This window comes from Bacteroides neonati, from assembly GCF_000499785.1.
Taxonomy (GTDB): Bacteria; Bacteroidota; Bacteroidia; order Bacteroidales; family Bacteroidaceae; genus Bacteroides; species Bacteroides neonati.
Window position 1 is genome coordinate 571,817 of the sequence record NZ_HG726020.1, and the last position, 25,470, is coordinate 597,286.

Consider the following 25,470-nt stretch of genomic DNA (forward strand, 5'->3'; position numbering starts at 1 on the left):
GAAAAAGAAAAAGTTTCTTTCACCTTGATGGGCATATTCTTTATTTGTGAATGTTTCACCTTACTAATTCATTAAAATCCTATGAAAGAAACAATTAAACGCTTTACCCTTTTCCACAGATTTAACTATCCGGTATCCGAGCTAACCATGGATGAAATTGTAGCACGCATACAAGGAGATGCATATCTGAATCAGATTACCGAAATTCGTACACTAATCGATGCCGGAAACAAAGAAGAAGCCGAAAGGAAGAAAAGAAAGTTAGACAGTGTCACTTTTGCGGCACGTTATAGCGGAGGACGCAAAGACGTCAACATAGTCGACTATACAGGCCATGTAGTGATTGACATTGACAACCTCACGACGCAGGAGCTGTTGCGCATTGTGAAAATCATCAACGAAAGTCCCCATACCATGCTCTCGTTCGTCAGCCCCAAAGGATATGGGATCAAGATCGTGACTCGCGTCTCGCACTTCGACAACACACTACCCGAAAGCATCAAAGAGATCAAAATCTTTCACGCAATGGCCTACAGGCAGGTAGCCAAACATTACGCCACATTGTGCGGGGCAAAGATCGACACCTCGGGCAAGGATGTGGGGCGCACTTGTTTCTTTTCGCACGACCCCAATGCCTATTACAACCCCCAAGCCTCGAGCATAACCATCGACACGAATCAATCCGATACGCCTGCAAAAAGAACAGCTAAACAAGCCGCTCAACCGACTGCAAAAGCAACGGCCGAAAGCACAACGCATCAGCACTCACTCCTCGTTACGCTGTGGTACTATTACAATAAGTCCGAAACCTACGAAGAGGGCAATCGCAATAGCTATCTGTTTAAGTTGGCCTGCCAGTACAACCGCTACGGAGTATCGCATAGCGAGGCACTTACGTTTATCGGCAACCAATTTGGCGGTCTGTCGGCCGAGGAGCTCGGCGGTTTACTACAAAGCGCCTACTCGCACACCGAGGAACACAATACCCGCCACCTCAACGATACCCAAAAACGTATATTGCACATGGAGCAATACATCACCCGACGTTACGATCTGCGTTACAATGTAGTGCGCTGTTGCATGGAATACCGCGAAAAAGGTACGGATAAAGCACCCTTTGTTCTGCTCGATGAACGAATCGAAAACAGCATCTGGGCTCAGCTCAACGAAGCGGGATATGCGTGTAGCAGCAAGGTGGTGCAGAACCTGCTTTACTCCGACTTCAGCGATACGTACCACCCCATACGTGCCTATCTCAACGAGCTTCCCCCTTGGGACGGCAACGACCACATCGGCCGGCTGGCCCAAAGCGTAGTAACCACCGCCCCCGACTTTTGGCGCGAGTGCCTGGAGCGATACCTCGTGGCCATGATTGCCGCAGCCACCAACGACAGTATCGTAAACCACACCGTACTGCTGCTTTGCGGTGGACAAAACGTGGGCAAAACCACCTTTATCAACAACCTGCTGCCGCCACAACTACACGAATACCTGTCGACGGGGATCATCAACCCCACCAACAAAGACGATCTGGCACGTGTGGCGCAATCAATGCTCATCAACCTCGACGAGTTTGAGGGCATGACGAGTCGCGAGATGAATCTACTCAAAGACCTCATCACGCGCAAGGTCATCAGCATTCGCCTGCCCTACGCCCGCCGTTCGCAGAACTTTCCGCACATGGCTTCGTTTGCCGGCACGTGCAACTATCCCGAGGTGCTGCGCGACACCACCGGCAACCGCCGCTTCCTTTGCTTCACCGTGATCCACATCGAATTTATACAGATAGACTACGGACAACTCTATGCGCAACTCAAGCACCTCATGCACAAGCCCGACTACCGCTACTGGTTTACGCCCGAGGAGAATCACCTGATCGAAGCAAACAATGAAAACTTCCTCTTCCACACGCCCGAAGAGGAGTTGCTGCTCACTCACATTCGCAAACCCGAACGGTTTGAACTCCCCGTTTATCTTACCGTAAGCGAGATAGCCGAGTTGATCCGGGAGCGAACAGGGTATTTATATAGTACGGGGGCAAAAATTCAAATGGGACGAATATTAAGTAAGCACAAGTTTGAATATGTAACCAGCAGAAACGGACGCCGTTACTATGTATATGTTATTGACATAGAACAGATCAAGTCAAACCGCCTCCATCTGTAGCACCCAAAAGTGTGAGGGATGTGAGGGATGTGAGGGGCGTTTCATTAATTTATATACCCTGTCTTTTTACTTTTATTTATTTTTTATTTTTTAAAATACAAAGGTTAACATCGTCCCTCATCCTCCCTCACACCTTCGGGCAAATAGCTGATATGACAGGGTGTAGATAGGTTCAGAAAAACATTTTCTTCATATTCAACGCAGAAATACGATAAAAGAGTATCTTTGCAGTAATGATCAAAAAAATAAATAATCATATGAGAAATTATAATTTAGGATTTATTTCAAACGAAAATATATTCGAGCATGTGAAAGAAACGGTAGAACTATATCGTAATAAAATAGACCTAAAGCAATTTAATGAGAACATTGTTGACCCGATCAAATTAACATTCGATTCAAAAATATACGGCAAAAGCTTCGAGGAAATAATAGAAGCGGAATGCATACGCCAAATAGATAAAACCAATACCAATCATATTGGGTATTTTCATCAAAATCTATTTAAATATGTAGGCAACGGGTGGGAAGTACCTGAACATGGTTTTGATATTATCAATAATGACCGCCATATATATGTAGAGTTAAAAAATAAGCATAACACAATGAATAGCGGTGCTGCAACTAGCGTTTATGCGAGTATGCAGAATAAAATATTACATGACGACCAGGCAACTTGCATGCTTGTAGAAGTAATCGCTACAAAATCAAGAAACGAAAAATGGTACAAATCAAAACTTTCTCATGAAAAGATTCGTAGAGTGTCCATCGATAAATTTTATGAAATTGTTTTTGGTGATCCTAATGCATTCTATGCTCTTTGTAAAGCATTACCAGATGTGTTAGATGATGTTATTCAAGAGTTAGAACGCGGTAGCATACATAATAGTGTTTACGAAGAGTTACGTGAATTATCACCAGATACATTCAAGAGCTTATATCTCTTAGCATTCAAAACATACGATGGCTTTTCAAACTTTTAATTACATGCAAGAAAAAATATCTATAAACAATTTTGCTAATATAATGGGGGTTTCCAAAGCGACATTGCAACGCTGGGAAGCAAATGGTACCTATATTCCACAAACAGGTGATGATGGAAGTAAATATTTCTACACCAAAGATTTACTTCACGTTCCTCATATAAGAGAAATGATTAACTCATCCTGGGAGCAAGAAATGCAAATACAGCCTATACGCCCATACACATCAATTGAACTATTTGCAGGAGCAGGTGGTTTAGCATTGGGTATGGAAAAGGCAGGTTTCAGACATATTTTATTAAATGAAGTAGATCATGATGCGTGTGCAACGTTACGATATAATCGCCCGGCATGGCGTGTGGAAGAAAATGACGTCAGAAACATCCCTTTTGCACAGTTTGCTAACCAAATCGATTTCTTATCCGGAGGATTTCCGTGTCAAGCATTTTCCTATGCAGGTAAACAAGGAGGATTTAATGATACCAGAGGAACTCTATTCTTTGAATTAGCAAGAGCCGTACAAGAAATTCGTCCAAAAGTCTTTATGGGTGAAAATGTAAAAGGTCTCACTGCCCATGACGGAGGAAAAACACTAGAAACGATTAAAAATGTAATTAGCGAACTTGGATATACACTCATAGAGCCAAGAGTTTTGCGTGCTATTCAATATCAAGTTCCACAGAAGCGAGAGCGTCTGATTCTCATTGCAATTAGAAATGATTTTGCCGAACATGTTCGATTTCACTGGCCAGAGCCATATCATCGAATAATGACTCTTCAGGATGCTTTTTACAAAGGCGAGTTATATGATACTGATGTACCTATTTCAGCAGGGCAGAAGTATCCTCCCAAGAAACAAAAAGTAATGGAACAAATACCTATGGGAGGTTATTGGAAGGATCTACCAATCGAAATTCAAAAAGAATATATGGGAGGAAGCTTTCACTTAGAAGGTGGAAAAACAGGAATGGCTCGCAGACTTTCACTACATGAACCAAGCTTAACTCTGACGTGTTCCCCCGCGCAGAAGCAAACAGAGCGTTGTCATCCAGTCGAAACACGCCCTTTAACAGTACGCGAATATGCACGTATCCAAACATTCCCGGATCAGTGGAGTTTTTCGGGCTCTCTTTCATCGCAGTACAAGCAAATAGGGAATGCCGTTCCGGTAAATTTAGCTCATGCAATCGGGCGTTCTTTAATTCGCCTACTAAATGAGATAGAACGTTTATAAATAAAAAATTGACTTAATATACTGATATCCTGACCAAAAACAAGCGAACAACTCGCACCTTTCGCACAAAAGGCGGTGGCGTTTTTTTAAAACACCACCGCCTTTTGTTAGTTTCCCGCTCTCTTTTCAAAGAAAACGATCGCCTTTTTTATCTCAGCCTTACTCCCACTCGCCTGCCCGGAGTTTCTTTTCGTAAGAGACAAGCGTTTCGACAGACAGAACTTTTCCATTATCGGCATTGGTCACTTCGATGACCGAGGACAATACACGGAAGATACGTTCGTAATTTCTCAGACCATGATAAGTCAGCTCGCCTTGTTCGATAGCCTTGACCACCAAGCGAACATACGCCTTGGGGCATCCTCGGTAATCTATTTTATCGGGAGCAAGTTGTAGTAGCTCTCGCTCGAGGTGACCGATTACTCTTTTTTTTATCAAGAGCCTCGATGAGTTGTTTGCTCGACTCGGCGATTTGCTTATCCAACTCTTGTAGTTCAATTCTCCTTGTTTCGTACATATTACTTTTAGTTTTTAGTTATTACTCATCTTGCCCTTTGTATGGCTTGGTATTCCATACCAACAGTGCCAGCAGCACCGACAGCAAGGCTGCACCAATCCAGAAAAAGTTGATATAGGTAAAGTCGTATCTTTCGACACCATTTACTACCGTTTTATTGCCCTCTATCAATACGCCGCTCATTACATCTTGCAACCCCGCTCCTATGTAACTGGCAACACCCACAACACCCAGTGCAGCACCCGAAGCACTGCGCGGAGCGATATCGACCGCCATCAGTCCGCCCAAGAAGCAAATAAGTACACCGATGCCCAACCCAAAGAGTATCATTGCCAATACATCGACCCAGAAATGAACCCCGGGTGCAAGTAGAAAGAAGCAAAGAGCCACTACGTTCATCAGCCCGAAGATAAGCGCAGGAACGTTGCGACGACCACCAAAGAAGCGATCGGAGATCACACCCGAAAATACCGTACCGATGATTCCGCAAACGGAACTAATCGAGATAATCAAACTGGCATCGAGCGTGCTATAACCTTTCTGAGCTTCGAGGTAAAACACACCCCAACTATTGACTGCATAGCGACTGATGTACATAAAGGCACTCGACAGAGCCAGAATCCAAACAGCAGGATTGCGCAATACAGCGCGTTGGGCACGATTGAAATCGGCTGTATCGACCGTATTCTGAGAGGTGTTTGCGGTGGGGAGATTCACCGCCGGAAGCCCTTTGCTCTGAGGCGAATCATGAAAGAAACGCCAAATGACCAGTGTACCGATAAGCCCCACTACTCCTGCACCCAAAAAGCCATATCGCCACCCCAAAACGCTAACGATAGAAGCCACGATGATGAACGTGAGTGCTTCGCCTATGTTGTGGCTGGCCGACCAAAATCCGTAGTAAGTGCCGCGCTCCTTGTCGGTAAACCAACGCGAAAGCCCTACCACGCACGAGGCTGCCCCCATGGATTGAAACCAACCGCTGATGCCCCACAGAATAGCAAAAAGGATAAACGATGGGGTGAAACCCAAACAAAGATTGATGACTGCAGTTACCAACAGTCCGGTAGTCATGAACCGATTGATGTTACTTCGATCGGCCAGAAATCCATTGGTAAACTTGCCAATGGCATAGGTAAAGAAGAGTACCGAGCCGATGATACCCAACTCTGTTTCGGAGAAGACTCCTTCGTCTACAATCGGTTTTTTTACTACGTTCAGACTGAGTCGGCAAACGTAATACATACCGTATCCGATGGTTGCAGAGAGAAAAGTAGACCATTGGAAGAGCTTGAGAAGACGTTTATCTCGAGACGAAAACTCCTCGCTACAAGGCTTCGCCGGGGAAGCCTTGTAGAATTGAATGAGTTGTTTAAACATATTATTCTCGAGGAGCCTTTAAGTCGCGACGATTTTTAGCTCGAAGATACTCGATCAGATAGGCCGGACGATCGGTTTGCAGGATGCTCGCATCGAGCGTATCGATCAGGTAGCCGTAGCCTCGGTCGGGGTTTTCGAGCGACTGGTCGTCGTCATGTGCTCCGGCCATGGTGTCCCACAAAGTATTGTACCATATCCGGCTTTTGCCTTTAAGCAAGCGAGCCACCTCCTTGGGTGCAGGGTTCGTGTCCGACAAATAAAGCAATTCGAACGCTACGGGCTTCAATCCTTTCAGGTAGTCGTGTATCTGCTGCATCGCATCGGGTTGGTCGAGGTCTACAATGGGCATAAAGAGCACCTTATCGAGATAGCGGCCAAACTCCCGCTTCACCTGTTCGAGAGGCTTCTTACCTTTCATGATGACCTGATCGGTGGTGCCTGTCTTCTCTAACACCGCATATACTTCGTCGAAGATATCGTACGATTTATCGAGGTTGACCATGATACGACCTTTGGCCAGCAACAATGCTTCTTCGAGTGTGGGAATGGTGTGCTTGGTTCGGATGGCACATCCGTTTCGCAGATTCAGTGTTTTGAGCGAGTCGAGCGTCCACTCATCAACCTTTCCTTTGCCGGTGGTGGTTCGGTCGATCTTGGTGTCGTGCATCAGTATCAATTGCCCGTCTTTGGTTTTGGCTACGTCGAGCTCAACAATATCGACACCCATTTTTATGGCGTTCTCGATGGCTGCCAGAGAGTTTTCGGGAGCATAACGCCAGTCGCCCCGGTGTGCCACCACGAGCACATCGGCCGACGAGGGGTCGAGAAGAGTGGCTCTGATCTTATCCGACGGTCTGTTTTGTGCTTCAACATTGACTCCGCTGCTTCCTATGAGCAACAACGAAATACAAATCAGTATAATCTTATTCATGAGGTTTTAGTTCTTTGATTTATTATTTTTCCTTTGGCTTATTATTTTGTCCTTGACTCATTATTTGATGGTGTATCCCTCGTTTTGCCAACCGGTTGCATCGTTTACATTCTCGATTTCGGCCTGTGGAATGGGGTATAACTGACGATAAGCATCTACGCCCGGAAACACAGTGGCGAATTGACGGGTACGCACCAGATCGAACCAGCGATCGCACTCTAAAGCCAACTCCAACCGACGCTCCTTATAAACAGCCTTTCGGAAGGCTTCTTTAGTGGGAAGTTCTGCCATACTTTTAACCGATAGTCCGGCATTTTTCCGCACGGCATTGAGCGCATCAAAAGCACCTTGCGTAGGGGTAAGGGTTGTTTCGTTGAGTGCTTCGGCATACATCAGCATCACTTCGGCACAACGCAATACGGGAAAGTCGGCACTGGTTTCATTGTTCGTGGCAGGTGCATTGAACTTGCCCGGACGCTGACCGCTACCGGTAGGAGCTACCAAGGCTTTGCGATTGTCGGCGTTGCTTTCGAACTCACCGGGTTCGAGCGAAATAATGTTGCCATTGTCGTTGTTGCGATAGCGATTGTTTTGATGAGCCGACTCTCCCACTCCTCCTTTGAGATACTGAACGGCGAAGATGATGTCTTTGCTCGTTTTCAAATCATTCGGAAAAGTCAACGGCATAGGTACCAGAGAGAGTGCCTTGCCGGACTTAACGGCAGCAACAACGGGGGTTAGCTCGGTGATTACATCGGCAGTTTTGCCTTGATATAAATACACTTTGGCCAAGAGCGTTTGTGCGGCATACGAGGTGGCGCGTCCGCGCTCCTGCTCGGGCCATGTGGCGGGAAGAGCTTTGGCCACGGTGAGGTCTTTCACGATCTGTGCATACGCTTCGCTCACCGGAGCGCGTTTATTATTACGAGCCTCCTCTACGGTTTGCGTATGGGTAATCACAGGCACGTTTCCCCACAAACGTACCAGATTGAAATAGCACAAAGCACGAATAAACGATGCTTGTCCGGCAATCTTCGTTCGCTGATCGTCATTCATCTGCACATTGTCCATGTTTTGCAAGATGAGATTACAACGATAGATGGTGGTATAGAGCGAAAGCCACGAACCGGACAGGTTCGAGTTGGCAGGTGTTTCGGTAAATACCTCTATTTGGTAAGTAATTCCTCCACTGGCACCCGAATTGTCGTTCTTCACATTGTCACCTCGTGTTTCCATCAAGGTCATAAACTTGGCACCGTACTGATCGCCTGACTGCAATTCGTCGTACGCACCGATAATACCGCCCTCGAGTCCTTTTACATCTGTATAAAAGGTTTCCTCGGTAGGAAAGTCGATCGGTTTCAAGTCAAGAAAGCTGTTACAACCCGAAAGGATTGCAACTAAAAAAGCGGATAATATAATTCGTTTCATGCGCTGGTTGTTTTTTAAGTTAGAAAGTAAGATTTACACCGATCGAGGTGGTTCGGGCAAGCGGATATACTCCGTAGTCTTCGCCATTGGTGGTAGCTGCGCTGCGGTTGGACACCTCGGGATTGTAGCCCTCGTACTTGGTAAAGGTAAACGGATTTTGTACAGAGCAATAGATGCGTGCCGACTGAAGATAGGCTTTGCGTATCCAGTTTGCCGGCAAGGTGTAGCCAAGCGAAATGTTCTTGATTCTCAAATACGAACCATCCTCAACGTGCCAGGTAGAGGTTGTTCCGTTCTGCCCTTTGCTCACACGGTTGGCGCGTACGTTCATGCCGCTGCCGGTATCGGTTTCGGATTTCCACCGGTCGAGGGCTCCTTTGTAGTTGTTCATGTTTCCTTCGTGGTTGTAGAAGTAACGGCGCGAAAGGTTCAGTATCTCATTGCCATACACCCCTTGGAAGGTAATGCCGAAGTCGACACCCTTCCAGGCCAGCGTGGCACCGAAACCATACGTAAAGTCGGGCATATAGTTGCCAACAATGGCACGGTCGGTATCGGATATATCGAGAATACCGTCGCCGTTGACATCTTTGTATTTAAAGTCGCCCGGTTTCGTATCGGCAAGTCCATAATTGGTTGGAGAGTCTTTGTAGTGTAGTGTTGCATCGACTTCGGCCTGATTCAGGAAGACGCCTTCGACCACCGGTAAGTAGTAAGAACCGATAGCCTCGCCTACGCGGGTAATGAAGTAAGCATTGCTCACCGAACCCGAAGAGATGATGTCGGCATTGCCCGGCCCCAACTCTTTGACCTCATTGATGTTCTTGGAGATATTGAAATAGACTGTCCAATTAAAATCTCCCATCTGGTGGCTGGTAGCGATATTGAATTCTACTCCTTTATTGTTCACCTTACCGATGTTTTCCAGACGTGTGTCATAGCCTGTGGTCATGGGTACGGGTACATTGAGCAATAGGTCGTAGGTGTTACTATTGTAGAGGTCGAGACCAAGGGTGAGCCGGTTGTGAAAGAAAGAAGCATCGAAACCGACATTGACTTGTGCCGTCTTCTCCCACCGCAACCCGGGGTTCGGCATGCTGCTGGGGGCGGCACCTTTGATGAGCTGCGGACTCGATCCGCCGAGCACATAGCTATAATAGCCTACTTCGCCTTGCGCGCCATAGTTGGGGATACGGAAATTTCCGGTTAAACCGTAGCTGGCACGCAGCTTAAGGTCGTCGATAAAGGTGAGCGACTTCATGAAAGCCTCTTCGGTCATGCGCCAGCCGGCAGAAACGGAAGGGAACCATCCCCAGCGATTGTCTTTGCCAAAACGGGAAGCTCCATCGGCACGGACGGCTCCCGAAAGCATGTATCGCCCCAGGTAGTTGTACTGCACACGGGCAAGACCCGACAACAAAGCCCACTCCGAGGCGTGTGAGTTGCCACGGGTCACTGTTCCGGCATTCAGCGTAGGAATACCATTGGTGATGAATCCGTTGGCAAAAGCATAATTACTCTCATCGCGCTGATATTGCATGGTCCATCCCGCCAATGCGTTGAGCGAATGTCCTTTGTACTCTTTATTGAAACTCAGCGTTTGCTCGAACAGCCAGTTGTAGAGTTTGGCTGTTTTGGAGGTTGCCTCAGGCACCGATTCGGGGTTTCCGGCAGTGTTGGATATCGGAAGTGTTGAGGGACGGAACGTATCTTGCGAATTGTTATAAATATCCATACCAAAATTGGCGCGATATTTTAAACTCGGCAACAAAGCCACCTCACCATAAATATTTCCGAACATACGCGAAACCTTCGTCTGATCTTTCTGCAACAAGGCCAGTGCTACCGGATTCCAAACCTGAGTTTGGCTGTTGCCGATCCTAACAGACCCGTCGGGCATAATCGTTTCGGTATCGGGGCTCCAGGCATTTTGAGCAAAGTTAAAAGTTCCGTCGGCATTGTATACCGAAAAGATAGGAGCACTGTGCAAGGCAGAGGCAATAATACCACCTCCGTCGCTATTGTAAGCTCCATCGGCATTGACTGCGTTCTCTATCGTCACCGAAGGGTTGAAGGCCAGCCCGAATGTAAAGATACCCTCGGTTACATCGAGATTGAAACGGGCACCGTAACGAGTGAAGTCGCTATTGATAATAACACCGTCTTGCTTCAGGTAATCGACCGAAGCATAGTATTTTACTTTCGAGCTGCCACCCGCCACAGATACCGAATGATTTTGTATGCCGGCCGTGCGAAAGATTTCGTCTTGCCAGTTGGTATCGGTCAATCCTTTTTCGCCGTTCAAATAAGGTAAAATCTCTCGGGGTATGATGGTATTGTAATCGTTGCCCGTATTGGCCAAACGAACGGCGTTATTGTCCTTTATATTGAAGTTCAACACGGGCTTGTTCTGAGTTATCAGCTTATTGTTGATAGACTGCATCTTATCTACATACGTATTGTTGCGTGAATCGTTCACCAAATCGGCATACTCGTAAGCATTGAGCATATCAATCTGTTTGGATACGGTTTGAAACCCATAATAGCCATTGTAAGAGACAGTCGATTTGCCCTCTTTACCTTTCTTTGTCGTAATCAAGACCACTCCATTGGAACCCCGGGAGCCGTAAATGGCCGATGAGGAAGCGTCTTTTAATACTTCGATCGACTCCACGTCGTTCATATTGAACGTATTCAACTGTTCCTTGGCCAATGGCACACCGTCGACAACATACAACGGAGAGGTGCCGGCCGTAATCGTTCCGGTGCCACGCACCTTTATTTGCAACGAAGATCCGGGTGCACCTGTCGACTGAGAAACCTGCACACCGGGCATTTTGCCCACCATGGCCTCGGCCATCGAAGTCACAGGTTGTCCTTTCATATCGCTTGAGCGGATACTGGCAATGGCCGTAGTTACATCGCGCTTCTTTTGCACTCCGTAGCCAACAACCACTACCTCGTCGAGTGCCTTACTATCTTCGTGCAGGGTGATCGTTGCCAAACTCTTATCCTTGGCCGATAAGGCAATGGACTTATATCCGATATAAGAAACGGTGAGCTGGGCAGACTCAGGCACATCGGCCAATGAGTATCGTCCGTCGATGTTAGTAATGGTTCCGATGGAGGTTCCCTCGACCAGAATACTGGCTCCGATAATCGGATCGCCACTCTCATCGATCACTACCCCGCTGATCGCTTTGCTTTTCTGCTTCTGCTGAACAATTTCGCCGGACGGCTGTTTGCTCACGGCAATCGTACGATTTGTCTTGTTAAAATAAAGCTTCGATTGGGTCGTTATCTCATTCAGTACCTGCGTCAGGTCGGCGTTCTTCACATCGAGCGAAATACGCGGTGCATTGCCTACCACCTCTTGATCATAGAAGAATTTGAACTGAGTCAACTGACTCAGTTTGTTGAAAACATTTTCGACTGTTTCGTTTTGTACACGAAGGGTAATGTGGCTATCCTTCAAGGCCTGAGCCCGAACAGGAACAGTGGTAAGTGCTGTTAATAGTAAAAAAGCTAAAAAGAGAACGCTATTTTTACTTTTCACTTTACAAGTATGAATTATATTCATAAATTTGTGCGTTTTAGTGATTTTGTCTAAAGTTATTAAAAACGAGTAACACACAGGAGAGGAATTCATTTGGGTCGAAGCGAATGAATGCCTACTCAGAGTTACAGGGATAGGGGCACTCCTGAGGAATGCTCCTATTCTTTTTTTTCGGAAGTGGTGCTAGGTGGGTGTTCTTTTCATAATTTTACAGATACGTAAGGGGTTTAACAATGAGTGAATTTATTTATAAAGCAGAATGTTTCTGCCCTCTTTCTTGTACTTAATGCCATTGACGTATTCAAGAGACTTCAACACAGACTCCAGACTCTGATTGTCGTGCTCGCCCGAAATCAATCCTTTCATCTCCTGCCCCGGAGCAAAAGTAATGCGACAGTTGTAAATGCGCTCAAGTTCCGAAGCTACGTCGCGAATGGGGGTACTATTAAAACGAAGGCTCCCTTTGATCCATCCGGCTATCTCCCGCTCTTCTTTTCGTTTGCTGTATTCGCCCGACAGGGTATTGATCACTACCTGTTCGCGAGCCGTAAGCCGCATCATGGCCTCGGGCAGGTCTACCTGCACTTTGCCGCTTTCGACGCTCACCGAAACAAGCTCGTCGGTAGCATAGGATTTGATATCGAACCTGGTTCCCAGTACACGTATCTTCATCTTATCTGCATGGACTACAAACGGCATGGCCTCGTTGCGAGCCACTTGAAAATAGCCCTGACCTTTGAGTTCGACCTGGCGCGTATCGCCCGTAAAGCGATGGGGGTATCGCACCCGGGAGCAGGAGTTGAGCACCAGCTTGGTTCCATCGGGCAGCGTCAGTTGCTTTTTCTCGCCAAAGGAAGTAGCCACTTCGGTAAAGTTCACGGATTGTTCATTCAGGTTGTCGATGTAGTGGAAACCACCCCATACCATAAGAACCACCGCAGCCACACCGGCTACCGCCACACTGATGCGCTGCAACCAGGTACGCTTCTTGTGCTCGATCCGTTTGAGTAGCTGCCGGGCCTCTTTTTTGGCCTGTTCGCGTTCGAGATGCGTAGAAGATGCGTAGGCGGTAGACTCTTCCCACAGCTCGGCAGCAACCTCATCGAGCCACTCACTGCCCGAAGCCTCCTGCAAGTGATCGAACAGTTGCGAAGCCTCATCGCCCGTATAAAGATCGTCGACATAGCGACGAAGAATTCTTTTTTCTTTGGAGATATCGTTCATTATAATTTAAAAGAGGAGTATCTTTTTTCTGCCTCACACAAAGCAATACACAAATAAAGGGGTAAGCTAGGGTGTGATTAACGTTTTTTATAGATTTAAACAGATCAATAGAAGCAGTAAATCGGCATACGTGCCCGAATACTTGGTTAAGTAAGAGCGGATGAGTTTCAACGAAGCAGATATATGCTCTTGCACGGTATTGACAGAGATGCCTAACGCATCGGCAATCTCTTTGTGAGAAAGTTGCGCCTCCCGACTCAGTTCGAATACTTGCCGCTGGCGGGGAGTGAGCTGTTGGAGAGCAGTATTTACAAGGTTTTTAAGTTCGTTGCCAAGAATCGTTTGGCGCGTGTTGTCGCTATAATCAATGGCCTGCGTCAAAATATGTTCTTTCAAGCGATCTTCGTTTGCCATTTCGCGCATGCGGTTAAGAATGCGATTGCGAACAATGGTGTATAAATAGGCCGAAAACGAGGAGTCCGGATTGATAAAACGACGGCTTTGCCACACCACAGCGAAGGTATCCTGAAAAATATCCTCGGCAAAATCGCGCGACTTAACAAACTTCAGAGCAAAATAGAGCAAGCGGCTCTTGTAGCGGGCATACAACTCGCAAAAGGCCTCTTCATCCCCGCCAATAAGGCGAACAAGAAGGTCTCTTTCGTCAGTACATATATCCGTCGTATGGTTCATTCTTCTTGATTTTTGGGCAAAGGTATCATTATGATGTTACAAATGTATGTATTTCTTTTGGAATATAAAAAGTGGCGTAGATAATATAATATTCTGTCAGGTAATATCTTTTAGATTACATAGCAAAATAGTATTACAAATGAAAATAGCTGCATTAATTTTCAATACGCACTTGGAGCAGAACTCTTTTTTTGATAGTTTTGCATTACCTCAAATCCGCAGCTAATTTATAACTGATTCAAATAGCGATTTAATTCACCTAATAGTTCCTACTCGTAGCTTTTCCCCCTGCTTTTCTCCTTGATTTCAGGTTATAGGGCATAGCTTCCCCTTTCCCCAGTTAGCTGAAGGCATAAGTAATCCCACGAAAAGTTGTTTTTACGGACTCCAAAGCAACTTGTATGGTTTGTCGGAATAAATATTGAGTACCCATTGTCTGCCTGTCTTTACCCATTTCGCAGGAACTGTAATGAATCGAAAGATAAATCGTTTGACTCGGCTTACCGGTTCAATATCTTCAAACACGGCTGCAACCTTCTCAATAAGGTAAGCATAAAAGTTTTTAGCCATGGCTGTAAGTAGCAGGAATACTGTATTCTCTTTGAGGAATGAACAGGGAAGATGACTCCACCCGAAATCGTTATTCATCATGTCGAATGTTCTTTCACAGGCTCCACGAGCATTGTAGAAGAGTACAATGTCTTTTTCAGAACTTTCATGGTCATTGGTTAAGATGCACCGATAGGTGTATTCACCATCAAATAGGTCCAATTGGTTGTCCTTACGCTTTTGCCTTTGAATAACAAGTCGGTAGTTTTCTTCTTGCAAAAAGGAAGTAAAAGGTATGGAGGTCACTTCATAATTCTCGAAGTTGATTTCTTCTTTTTTCCAATCTGTGATTTTCGTCATTTCTTCATACAGAGACTGACATTTGCCGGCTCGTATGTAGAACTTGTTGCAGTAGCCATGTGTCATACGGATAATCTCTTCCGAATAAGAACCACAGTCCATCCGGCAACGGTCTATGAATATTCCCCTATCGGCCAAACGACGAAAAGTCCGTTGGAGCGTATCCGCTTGACGAAAACGGACATTTGCGTTTGCGGCCCGATTTTCCACACCAACAATGTTACCACCAATAGTTGCCGTGCCGGGGAAATAACCACGTTTTTTCTTGTAAGAATACTGAGTGTCATACTTTTCTGTGGGAATAAACTGGTGGTCGAAGTCCAAGTTATAAAGCGTGTTTGGCTTGAGTTGTTCTGTTTGAAGGAGCATATCGAGCATCAAACTATTAAGCTGTTCCGCCTTATTGAAAGCATAGCTTGCTCCTTTTTGGGAAGTATAGTGGATATCCAATTCTGCGAGTTCTTTTATGCCTCTCAATAAAGTATCCGGACTGGGGATTTCAGTATCCGGGCGTAATTCAAGATGTTTGCCAAGGTGTTTGCCGATATCTTCGATGTGGTCACCGCCGCAATAGTAGATCCAAAATAGGCTCGAAATAATTTCGCTATATTGGTAACCGGCGTAGGAAGAACGTAATCCTAAAGATTTATCGATCACGGAATTCAGTCCTAAACGAGAAAATTCATCCATTGCGTAAAATATACCCCCAAAAGGAGTGATATTATCTGATTTTATGGCTATTTTTGTTGTCATATGCACAAGTACCTTTATGGTTTGTTTGGTAGCACTAATTTAGGTGAATCTTGTGACATAACCAAACCTTGAGGATGTTATTCATCCTCAAGTGTTTGGATTCTCTGAAAATAATATGACTGCGGATTTAAGGCATTATAAAAACAAACAAACAATAATTGGTACATATACCTTATGCCATACCTCTATTTCGGTACTATCTTTGCGGCTATGATTATATTTTTACTTCTTTCTCTGCTGCTTTTCTCGCAGCACAAAGAAGGGGAACGGTCGAGAACCATGCTCGCTTGCATGAATTTTATTTCTGTATTGAACTATCTAAATCAAATAATCTATTTTAATCAACATATAGCATCGCCTGTGGTAATGCCTGTACAGTTGCTGCTGTTGGGGGTATTTGTTATTTCTACCTATATAATGTATCCCATCGAGGTAATATCGCCGGGATGGCTCAACCGGAAGAGGGTTTTGAAGCTATATCTACCGGTGACGGCACTGTTCGTATTGTATGAGATAACACTCGCTTTGGGGGTTGTTTATACTCCGTTCGAATCGGTTGGCGACTTGATGTCTCACATCGGCTCGTTCGAGGTGATATTTCGTATCGTACTTGCACTACTGTTCTTTCTGCCGGCTGTATTTCTATACTTCGTACCCTATACGCGTAGATATAACAATACCAACTACAAATGGATGCGAGGCTATGTCATTGTAGTGGTGATCAATGCCATCGGCTTTCTGGTGGTTATCAACAGTACCATGATCATTGTACGAACACTCTATTATGCCATCAGTGTATCTTGCAGTCTTTATATCGCATATCAGGAGTTGTTTGTACGCTTGATAAGGCAGCCGGAGATTACACGCCTCCCTGTGGCAACAGCCAAGCCGAAGATGGCGATTGGCAATAACGAAAAAGCATCTTCGATGTTTGAGAGATTAGAACAGTATGTCAATCAATCGGAAGCGTGGCGCAACCCGGACTTATCGGTAGGCGATCTGATCAGTGGCTTATCGACCAACCGAACCTACTTGCGCGAAGCCATGCAGCAGAATGGTTATGATAGCTATACCTCGTATATCAATAGAAAACGCATTGCCGAATTTATACGCATCATCGAGCAACAGGGAGAGGGAAACTATTTGCATACGTTCTTCGACGTGGGCTTCCGCAGCAAGGCAACAGCTCTGCGCAATTTTAGAGAATTTACCGGGATGACCCCTACGGAATACTTCCAACAACAGGTGAAAGATATCACTTTTGCAGAAACGACACCTCAGATTATGCAAAAGTGAGACCTTTGCTAATGCCCGACTTCATAACTTTGCAGCATAAAATGCGAGGAGCAACTTACGCATTTTACAAGAAAAAGTGGAAGTAATGAGATTAAAAACAAACTATCAAATCGGACTAATAGGGGGAGCGTATATTCTTATGGCGCAGCACAACGGGCAAACCGGTGATACGGATATGCTTTCTCTCAACCCTAAAACAATGTGGCTGTGGGAGCAGCTGGTGGGAACTGATTTCTCGGAAGAGGATGTCGTCAACCTACTATCGACCAGATCTGACACCGATATAGAAACAGCCACCACCGATGCTCGCAATTGGATCGATTCGCTCAAACAACTCCAAATCATAAAACCATGATGTGGCACCGAAGCAAAAAGTAAATACCCCGTTGCATAGGTTGTTATCGTAATGACAGACTATGCAACGGGGTATTTGAAGATCGGTTACCGTAATTCCTTTTATTTCTGCTTCCGGTAGTTCTCTAATCCGGTTTGCAGGAACTCGATGTATTTAGGAATATCCTCATCGTAGGCATACGACTTATTGAGCGGTTGCCCCTCGTTGTTGATAAGCACGTAGTAAGGTTGTGCGTTGGCACCAAACTTAACGCGTTGCAGGTAGCTCCACTTATCGCCTACGGTGCGCAGGGTGCGTTCGCTGCCTCCTTCGTTGATCTTGACCGGTTCGCTCAGGGGTGTTTTGTTATCGACGTAGAGGGTGATGAGTACGTAATCGTCGTTGATGATGCTGCTTACCTTGGGATCGGTCCACACGGCAGCTTCCATCTTGCGACAGTTTACGCAGCCATAGCCGGTAAAGTCGAGCATTACGGGTTTGTTGTGCTGGCGGGCATACTCCATACCCAAGTCGTAATCGTCGAACTTAGCATGCACTTCGCTATCGTACAGGTTGAAGTCTTGTGTTTTCATGGGCGGAGCAAAGGCACTGACGGCCTTCAACGGAGCACCCCACAAGCCGGGAATCATGTACACGGCAAAGGCCAGCGAGAGCAATGCCATGAAGAAACGGGAAACGCTAACCTTGGAGTCGTCGTCATCGTGCGGGAACTTGATCTTGCCCAGCAGGTAGAAGCCCAAGAGTGCGAAAATAACAATCCACAGAGCCAGGAAGGTTTCGCGGTCGAGAATACGCCATCCGTATGCCAAATCGGCAACCGAAAGGAACTTCAACGCAAAAGCCAGTTCGAGGAAACCAAGGGTTACCTTGATTACATTCATCCAACCACCCGATTTAGGCATCGACTTCAACCACGAAGGGAAGAGGGCGAACAGCGTAAAGGGCAACGCCAGTGCAATGGCAAATCCCAACATACCGATGGCAGGGGCAATGATGCTGCCGCCACTGGTAGACACTTGCACCAACAGGAATCCGATGATGGGGCCGGTACACGAGAACGATACCAATGCCAACGTAAACGCCATCAGGAAGATGCTGAGCAGACCGCTCGTAGCCTCGGCTTTGCTGTCGACCGCATTGCTCCACTTAGAGGGCAGGGTAATCTCGAACGCACCGAAGAAAGAGGCGGCAAACACCACCAACATCAAACAGAAGAGGATATTGAAGATCGCATTGGTAGAGAGCGCGTTGAGGGCACTGGCTCCGAACAATCCGGTAATAATAAGCCCCAGACCGACGTAGATCACGACAATCGACGCACCATAGGTCCAAGCATCGCGGATGCCTTTCTTTTTATCTTTGCTGCGTTTGAGGAAGAAGCTCACCGTCATGGGGATAATAGGCCATACACAGGGAGTGAAGAGGGCAAGCAATCCGCCCAGGAATCCGGTCACGAAGATGTAAATCCATGACATATCTTCCTGTGTATGCTCTCCGCCAAAGGCTTGCAGTTCATTGATAACGGGCGACCAAAGAACATCGGCCGAGACAGGTGCCTGAGCCGTAACCACAGAGTCTATCTTACCGATCAGTACCTCTTCTTGTTGTGCTTCGGCACCGACTGCAACCGCTTCGGCAGATGTGCCGCTCAGGCTTGTTTTGCCCGATAGGTTGAAGGGTACTTGCGTGGGAGGCAGACAGCTTTCATCGTCGCAAGCGCCATACTCCAGATAGCCTTCTATCTGATAGGTAGCAGCCGTAAACTTGATTTTCTGCACAAAGGTGGCGGTGTTCTCAAAATAACGCACTTTCATTTCGAACAGTTTATCGAACGCAGCCACCTCCTTGCCCACAGGTTTGAGTTTGCCTACGGCTTGTGCGCCGTTCATCTTATCGGTATTGAACGTAGCCGAAATGGGACCGCCTTCGCCCAGATCGGTCGAATATACATGCCACCCCTTATCAATGGCAGCCGTAAACACAATCTCGGCTTCGGTATCCGACAGGGTTTTGAGGGTAGTGGTAAACTTTACAGGATCTTTAATCTGCGCTTGCACAGTGATGGCAGCAAACAGCCATAGAAGAAGAAAGTATTTTTTTCTCATTTGTGGGATTTTAAAAAGTGAAAATAGTTGTTTGTTGTAGTGAGTTTAATATTCGTAATCGACGCAAGAGCGACTCTCTTTGACGTCGGCCAGCAACTTGGCGGCTACCACGTGGTCGGGGTGTGCGGCATAGAGCTTCACATCATCGAGCGAATCGAACTCGCTATACAGGGCGATGTCCCATGTTTCGGCGGGGTTCATATTCAACCCCACTTCGATGGAGCGGATAACGGAGATGGTAGCAGGAAGAGCTTCGATAGCCTTCTTGAACTGATTCATCACAGCGAGCTTCTCTGCGCCGGAAATATCGTTTTTCAACTTAAATAATACAATGTGTTTTACCATTACGTTGCTATTTTAATTAATTGTTTTATATTTGCCTGAAAATAAATGCATCGCACCCGCGCGTATTGTGCGCATGGGGTTGCAGACACATTATTTCAGGCAAAAATAGTCTTTTTGTTTTAAATATACATATAAACGGATGTTAATAATAGGAATAGCAGGCGGAACAGGATCGGGAAAGACGACCGTTGTGCGAAAAATCATTGAAAGTCTCCCGGTAGGTGAAGTGGTATTATTACCACAGGATTCGTATTACAAAGACAGCAGCCATGTACCGGTAGAAGAGCGTCAGAACATCAATTTCGACCATCCCGACGCCTTCGAGTGGAGCTTGCTATCGCGCCATGTGGCTGCCCTGAAAGAGGGAAAAAGTATTGAACAACCCACCTATTCGTACCTGACCTGTACACGCCAGCCACAAACGATTCATATTGAACCGCAAGAGGTAATTATCATTGAAGGAATTCTGGCCTTGTGCGACAAAAAGCTGCGCAATATGATGGATTTGAAGATATTTGTAGATGCCGATCCCGACGAGCGACTCATACGCGTGATACAACGCGACGTGGTTGAACGCGGACGCACGGCCGAAGCGGTGATGGAACGATACACACAGGTGCTCAAACCGATGCACCTGCAATTTATCGAGCCTTGCAAACGGTATGCCGACTTGATAGTGCCCGAGGGGGGAAGCAATCAGGTTGCCATCGATATATTGACCATGTTCATCAAGAAGCACTTGAAGTCATAGCAACTGAAACTCCTTAAACAAGCAATATATGAACTATCGACTCCCTCTTTTATTGCTCCTAACACTTTTTCTGTGTGTGTTTGCTTGTCGCAACAATCATCATGCAGAAGAAGGAACCGATGAAGGGGGAGTGCGTGATCTGGCTCAGATAAAAGATAGCGGCGAGCTGGTGGTGCTTACACTGTACAGCTCGACCTCTTATTTTATTTATCGCGGACAGGAGATGGGTTTCCAGTACGAGTTGAGCGAGCAGTTCGCCAAAAGTCTGGGGGTAAAACTACGTATCGAGGTAGCCAACAACGTATCCGACCTGATCAGCAAACTGCTGGCGGGCGAGGGAGACATCATTGCCTACAACCTACCCATCACGAAGGAGTGGAAAGACAGTCTCCTCTACTGTGGCGAAGAGGTGATTACCCACCAGGTGATTGTACAACGCAGCAATGGCAAAACAAAACCATTGACCGACGTAACTCAACTTATCGGGAAAGAGGTGTATGTGAAACCCGGCAAATACTACAACCGGTTGGTGAACCTGAACAACGAACTCGGAGGAGGTATTCAGATACACTTGGTAGAGGGCGACAGTATTACACTCGAAGACCTGATGAGTCAGGTATCGCAGGGAAAGATACCGTACACCGTTGCCGATAATGATTTGGCTCGGCTCAATAAGACGTATTATCCGAACCTGAACACAAACCTGTCGATCAGCTTTGACCAGCGTGCATCGTGGGCAGTGCGCAAAGACTGTCCGCAACTGGCCGAAGCAGCCGATAAATGGTATGCAGCCAATGTTATTTCGCCCGAATATACGGCAAGTATGAAGCGGTATTTCGAGATCAGCAAATCCATACCGCACTCTCCCATCCTATCGCTGAGAGAGGGAAGAATCTCTCATTACGATCATCTCTTTAAGAAATATGCCAAAGAGATAGGCTGGGATTGGCGCTTATTGGCGTCGCTGGCTTATACCGAATCGAACTTTGATACAACGGCTGTGTCGTGGGCAGGTGCACGGGGACTGATGCAACTGATGCCCCGCACCGCACGCGCGATGGGCGTGCCTCCGGGGAAAGAACAAAATCCGGAAGAGAGCATCAAGGCAGCTGTAAAGTATATTGCAGCAACAGACCGGAGTTTACAGGCGGTGACCGATAAGCAGGAGCGCATTCATTTCATTCTGGCCTCTTACAATGCCGGACTGGGACACATCAACGACGCCATGGCACTGGCGGAGAAGTACGGAAAAAACAAAACGGTATGGAAAAACAATGTAGAGAACTACATTCTGCTCAAAAGCAATGAGGAGTACTTTACCGATCCGGTTTGTCGAAACGGGTATTTCCGCGGAATAGAAACCTACAACTTTGTGCGAGACATCACCGAAAGATACCAAAGCTATAAGAAGAAGATCAAGAAATAACACGCAGTCTTGTCTTCTTCTACCTATAATTGACGGGAGAGGATGCGATTGTAGGAAGTTATACGATTGTCTGCGGCTTTTTCTGCTTGCGAAAACACTGCGACAACAAAGCGGCAAAGGGTGTATCGTAAACCTTCGCCTTTTTCGGGCAGCTCTTCACACATGCACAACACTTGATACACCTTTGGGCATCAATGTGCAATTCATCTCCCAGGGCAACGGCACCGACCGGACAACACTTAACACACAAGCCACAATGTGTGCAAAGATTCTCATCTTCGACCCAAGGCGTGCGTGGAAGAGGAACAGCCCGTTTTCGCAAGGCAATAACCTTACCCAAAAAGCGAAGTAACTGAATAAATGGCTGTGCGGGGCGGGGTATGCGGCTTACATCAATCGAATAGAGTGTATCGGGATTCCCGGCAGCGGCTATCTTCTGTGCAATCTGTTCGCCAAAACGAAAGGCCGCCTGCAAATCATCTTCGTCGGGTCTTCCGGAGGCAATGGGGTAATTGGAGTTACTGTACGAATGTTCGCCGATAAAGGTAGCAGCGGCAATGACCTTAAAGCCCTGTTCCATCATCAACCAATCGAGTTCGATCAACGCCTTTTCGTACGCGCGATTACCATACACAACGACCAATGCAGCCGGCGTATTTGTACCCCGAAGATTGCGCAAGCGTTCCATAGCCGATGGGGCCACATGGCCGCCGTACACAGGTACTGCGATCACCGCCAGAGTAGAAGCCGGAAGTATGGTTTCGGGAATAGCACCCACGGTAAGGTCTGTTGTTGCTACTTTATTCGTACCTACTCCGCGAACAATTGCCTCGGCTACTTGTTTAGAGGTGTGGGTAGGCGAAAAATAAATGTTTTGTGTGTTACTGATTATCATAATGCATACGTTTACAACACAAAGATAGGGTTTTACATGGAAAAAAGTGATAAATTGATTATTAAACCAAATTTATTTATTATCTTTGCGGCGTTGAAGTATGCTGTATCCCTCACCGGAGGAAGTTAGGCAATGATTTCGATTCAACCATATTATCCCTATATTATATTTAGATAAGAAACAAAAACCGTATGTCTGCATAGCCTATGACCGATTGTGTCGTGCTATGCTCTCCATGCATCAACTAAACGAGAAAATATTAATAACTCACATATACTATATGTATAACATTATCCAATTAAACGACAAAAATTTGTCGGAACTTCAATCTATTGCCCAAGAACTGGGTATCAAAAAAACCGACTCATTAAAAAAAGAAGAACTTGTTTATAAAATCCTTGATGAACAAGCTATCGTTGGTGCAACTAAAAAAGTAGCTGCCGATAAGCTGAAAGAAGAACGCAAATCATCGGATGACAGCAAGAAAAAACGCTCACGCGTAACGGTGAAGAAGGAAAATAAAGTATTCTCGGCCACCAAAAGCGGCGAGATAACCAAGACAGAAGCCAGTGCACCGGGAGCTTCCACAGCTACCAACACGCCTGCCTCGAACGCTCCGACCGCCAACACTCAGGTAGCCAAAGTGCAACAAGCACCGCAACAACCGAAACAGTCTGTCGAGCAACCTGCCAAATCATCTAATGCAGCCCCCGAGAAAGCAGAAGTAAAAGCAAGTGCACCGACTGCTGCCCCCGTAGCTTCGAAAAAGAAAAAAGTAGGACGCCCACGCAAAGAGATGCCCGAGGAACTTGCTTTTGCAGATAATGCACCGGCCAATACAAAGGCACAGGAAACAGAAACAATTGCTGCAACGGCACCCGCGAAACCAGTCATTGTTGCGAAACCCGCCATTGACAACAAACCTGCAACCGAAAGCAAACCTGCCATCGACAACAAACCTGCCATCGAAAGCAAACCGAGTGCAGAAAACAAACCTGCAACCGAAGCAAGACCTATTGCCAAACCTATCATCAAGCAGAAACATCCTGCGGTTATCGATGAGGTAAGCACCATCCTCACAGAATCGGATGACGACTTTATTCCAATCGAAGATCTTCCATCTGAAAAAATCGAGCTACCTACCGAACTGTTTGGCAAGTTCGAATCGACCAAAGCAGAAGCTGTAGCCCCTACCGCTGCTAACGCTCCTTCGGAGCCACACGCGCATCCGCAACAGCGAGTAATTCGCCCGCGAGAGAACAATAACAATAATCCTCGCCAAGGAAACAACCCACGCCCCATGATGCAGCAACGTCCTGCACAGAATCAACAAGCTAACGCCGAAGGTGCTCCTGCCAACGAACGCAGAGTGATTGAGCGCGAAAAGCCTTACGAATTTGATGACATCTTGGTTGGAACAGGCGTGCTGGAGATTATGCAGGATGGTTACGGCTTCCTTCGCTCTTCGGATTATAACTACCTTTCTTCACCCGATGATATTTATGTATCACAATCGCAGATCAAACTATTCGGTTTGAAAACAGGCGATGTAGTTGAAGGAGTTATTCGTCCTCCCAAAGAAGGTGAAAAGTACTTCCCATTGGTGAAAGTGTCCAAAATCAACGGACGCGATCCGTCTATCGTACGCGACCGTGTACCGTTTGAACACCTCACTCCGCTCTTCCCCGACGAGAAGTTCAACCTCTGCAAGGGTGGCTACTCCGATTCTATGTCGGCTCGTGTAGTCGATCTGTTCTCGCCGATCGGTAAAGGCCAGCGCGCATTGATTGTAGCTCAACCCAAGACCGGTAAAACCTTGTTGATGAAAGATATTGCCAACGCCATCGCTGCCAATCACCCCGAGGTATATATGATAATGCTGCTCATCGACGAGCGCCCCGAGGAGGTAACAGACATGGCACGGAGCGTCAATGCCGAAGTAATTGCTTCGACCTTCGACGAGCCTGCCGAACGCCACGTAAAGATAGCAGGTATCGTGCTGGAAAAAGCCAAACGCCTGGTCGAATGTGGACACGATGTGGTGATCTTCCTCGACTCTATTACCCGTTTGGCGCGTGCCTACAATACGGTTTCGCCTGCATCGGGCAAAGTTCTTTCGGGTGGTGTCGATGCCAATGCACTGCACAAGCCCAAACGTTTCTTTGGTGCGGCACGTAATATTGAGAACGGTGGTTCGCTAACCATCATTGCTACTGCACTGACCGACACCGGTTCGAAGATGGACGAAGTAATCTTCGAAGAGTTCAAGGGTACCGGCAATATGGAGTTGCAACTCGACCGCAACTTATCCAACAAACGTATCTTCCCGGCTGTCAACATTGTGGCTTCAAGTACGCGTCGTGACGATCTGTTGCTCGACAAGCAGACGCTCGACCGCATGTGGATTCTTCGCAAATACCTATCGGATATGAACCCGATAGAAGCGATGGACTTCGTAAAAGACCGCTTGGAGAAAACACGCGACAACGACGAGTTCTTAATGAGCATGAATAGCTAAGA

General features: G+C 46.6%; 18 protein-coding genes and 2 pseudogenes. 8 read left to right on the forward strand and 12 right to left on the reverse strand.

Going from position 1 to position 25,470, the window contains the following annotated elements:
- Positions 1–81: 81 nt before the first annotated feature.
- From TY03_RS05445 to dcm, 3 genes are all read left to right on the forward strand, one after another.
- Complete coding sequence (locus TY03_RS05445; RefSeq protein ID WP_042368063.1) at positions 82–2,166, forward strand: BT4734/BF3469 family protein; 2,085 nt, start codon at positions 82–84, stop codon at positions 2,164–2,166.
- Between the two features lie 257 nt (positions 2,167–2,423).
- Positions 2,424–3,149 carry an Eco47II family restriction endonuclease gene (locus TY03_RS05450; protein ID WP_042369196.1) on the forward strand — a complete coding sequence of 242 codons (726 nt, stop codon included), beginning with the start codon at positions 2,424–2,426 and terminating at the stop codon, positions 3,147–3,149.
- A complete protein-coding gene (dcm, locus tag TY03_RS05455; RefSeq protein ID WP_230201905.1) occupies positions 3,130–4,383 on the forward strand; it encodes a DNA (cytosine-5-)-methyltransferase in 1,254 nt (417 codons plus the stop codon). Before TY03_RS05450 ends, dcm begins: the two co-directional genes overlap by 20 nt.
- 159 nt (positions 4,384–4,542) lie before the next feature.
- Here the strand turns inward: dcm and TY03_RS05460 are convergent, their stop codons facing one another.
- The 8 genes from TY03_RS05460 to TY03_RS05495 all read right to left on the reverse strand — a co-directional run bounded on the left by TY03_RS05460 (position 4,543) and on the right by TY03_RS05495 (position 15,777).
- A complete protein-coding gene (locus tag TY03_RS05460; RefSeq protein ID WP_394330873.1) occupies positions 4,543–4,821 on the reverse strand; it encodes a hypothetical protein in 279 nt (92 codons plus the stop codon).
- A 100-nt stretch (positions 4,822–4,921) separates the two neighbouring features.
- Complete coding sequence (locus tag TY03_RS05465; protein WP_042368065.1) at positions 4,922–6,280, reverse strand: MFS transporter; 1,359 nt, start codon at positions 6,278–6,280, stop codon at positions 4,922–4,924.
- Position 6,281: 1 nt separating this feature from the next.
- A complete protein-coding gene (locus tag TY03_RS05470; RefSeq protein WP_042368067.1) occupies positions 6,282–7,211 on the reverse strand; it encodes a glycerophosphodiester phosphodiesterase family protein in 930 nt (309 codons plus the stop codon).
- Between the two features lie 60 nt (positions 7,212–7,271).
- Positions 7,272–8,642, reverse strand: a complete 1,371-nt coding sequence (locus tag TY03_RS05475; protein WP_042368069.1) for a RagB/SusD family nutrient uptake outer membrane protein — start codon at positions 8,640–8,642, stop codon at positions 7,272–7,274.
- 19 nt (positions 8,643–8,661) lie between these two features.
- The gene (locus tag TY03_RS05480; RefSeq protein ID WP_042368070.1) at positions 8,662–12,222 is read right to left on the reverse strand and encodes a TonB-dependent receptor; all 3,561 of its coding nucleotides are present in this window, start codon (positions 12,220–12,222) and stop codon (positions 8,662–8,664) included.
- Between the two features lie 219 nt (positions 12,223–12,441).
- On the reverse strand, positions 12,442–13,425 hold the full coding sequence (locus TY03_RS05485; RefSeq protein WP_081713054.1) for a FecR family protein: 984 nt from the start codon (positions 13,423–13,425) through the stop codon (positions 12,442–12,444).
- Between the two features lie 84 nt (positions 13,426–13,509).
- Positions 13,510–14,115, reverse strand: coding sequence for an RNA polymerase sigma-70 factor (locus TY03_RS05490; protein WP_042368074.1), 606 nt, complete (start codon positions 14,113–14,115; stop codon positions 13,510–13,512).
- A gap of 378 nt (positions 14,116–14,493) precedes the next feature.
- Positions 14,494–15,777: an IS1380 family transposase gene (locus tag TY03_RS05495; RefSeq protein ID WP_042366226.1), complete on the reverse strand. Its 1,284-nt coding sequence runs from the start codon at positions 15,775–15,777 to the stop codon at positions 14,494–14,496.
- Positions 15,778–15,951: 174 nt separating this feature from the next.
- Between TY03_RS05495 and TY03_RS05500 the strand changes: the two genes are divergently transcribed.
- Complete coding sequence (locus TY03_RS05500) at positions 15,952–17,073, forward strand: AraC family transcriptional regulator (RefSeq protein WP_042368078.1); 1,122 nt, start codon at positions 15,952–15,954, stop codon at positions 17,071–17,073.
- Between the two features lie 85 nt (positions 17,074–17,158).
- Positions 17,159–17,428 carry a PqqD family peptide modification chaperone gene (locus TY03_RS05505; RefSeq protein ID WP_042368080.1) on the forward strand — a complete coding sequence of 90 codons (270 nt, stop codon included), beginning with the start codon at positions 17,159–17,161 and terminating at the stop codon, positions 17,426–17,428.
- Between the two features lie 101 nt (positions 17,429–17,529).
- On the opposite strand, the pseudogene TY03_RS05510 reads toward TY03_RS05505, so the two are convergent.
- The 3 genes and pseudogenes from TY03_RS05510 to TY03_RS05515 form a co-directional block, all read right to left on the reverse strand.
- Positions 17,530–18,963: pseudogene (locus tag TY03_RS05510) on the reverse strand (protein-disulfide reductase DsbD family protein); the annotation flags it as partial.
- 119 nt (positions 18,964–19,082) lie between these two features.
- Positions 19,083–19,533, reverse strand: a pseudogene (locus TY03_RS23200) (protein-disulfide reductase DsbD domain-containing protein); the annotation flags it as partial.
- A gap of 45 nt (positions 19,534–19,578) precedes the next feature.
- Complete coding sequence (locus tag TY03_RS05515) at positions 19,579–19,878, reverse strand: Dabb family protein (RefSeq protein WP_042368082.1); 300 nt, start codon at positions 19,876–19,878, stop codon at positions 19,579–19,581.
- A gap of 139 nt (positions 19,879–20,017) precedes the next feature.
- Between TY03_RS05515 and udk the strand changes: the two genes are divergently transcribed.
- On the forward strand, positions 20,018–20,629 hold the full coding sequence (gene udk / locus TY03_RS05520) for a uridine kinase (protein ID WP_042368083.1): 612 nt from the start codon (positions 20,018–20,020) through the stop codon (positions 20,627–20,629).
- Positions 20,630–20,657: 28 nt separating this feature from the next.
- The gene (locus TY03_RS05525; RefSeq protein WP_042368085.1) at positions 20,658–22,055 is read left to right on the forward strand and encodes an MltF family protein; all 1,398 of its coding nucleotides are present in this window, start codon (positions 20,658–20,660) and stop codon (positions 22,053–22,055) included.
- A 58-nt stretch (positions 22,056–22,113) separates the two neighbouring features.
- Here the strand turns inward: TY03_RS05525 and TY03_RS05530 are convergent, their stop codons facing one another.
- Positions 22,114–22,950, reverse strand: coding sequence for a 4Fe-4S dicluster domain-containing protein (locus TY03_RS05530; protein ID WP_042368087.1), 837 nt, complete (start codon positions 22,948–22,950; stop codon positions 22,114–22,116).
- Positions 22,951–23,230: 280 nt separating this feature from the next.
- Between TY03_RS05530 and rho the strand changes: the two genes are divergently transcribed.
- The gene (gene rho / locus TY03_RS05535; protein WP_042369199.1) at positions 23,231–25,468 is read left to right on the forward strand and encodes a transcription termination factor Rho; all 2,238 of its coding nucleotides are present in this window, start codon (positions 23,231–23,233) and stop codon (positions 25,466–25,468) included.
- The last annotated feature ends 2 nt before the right edge of the window (positions 25,469–25,470 follow it).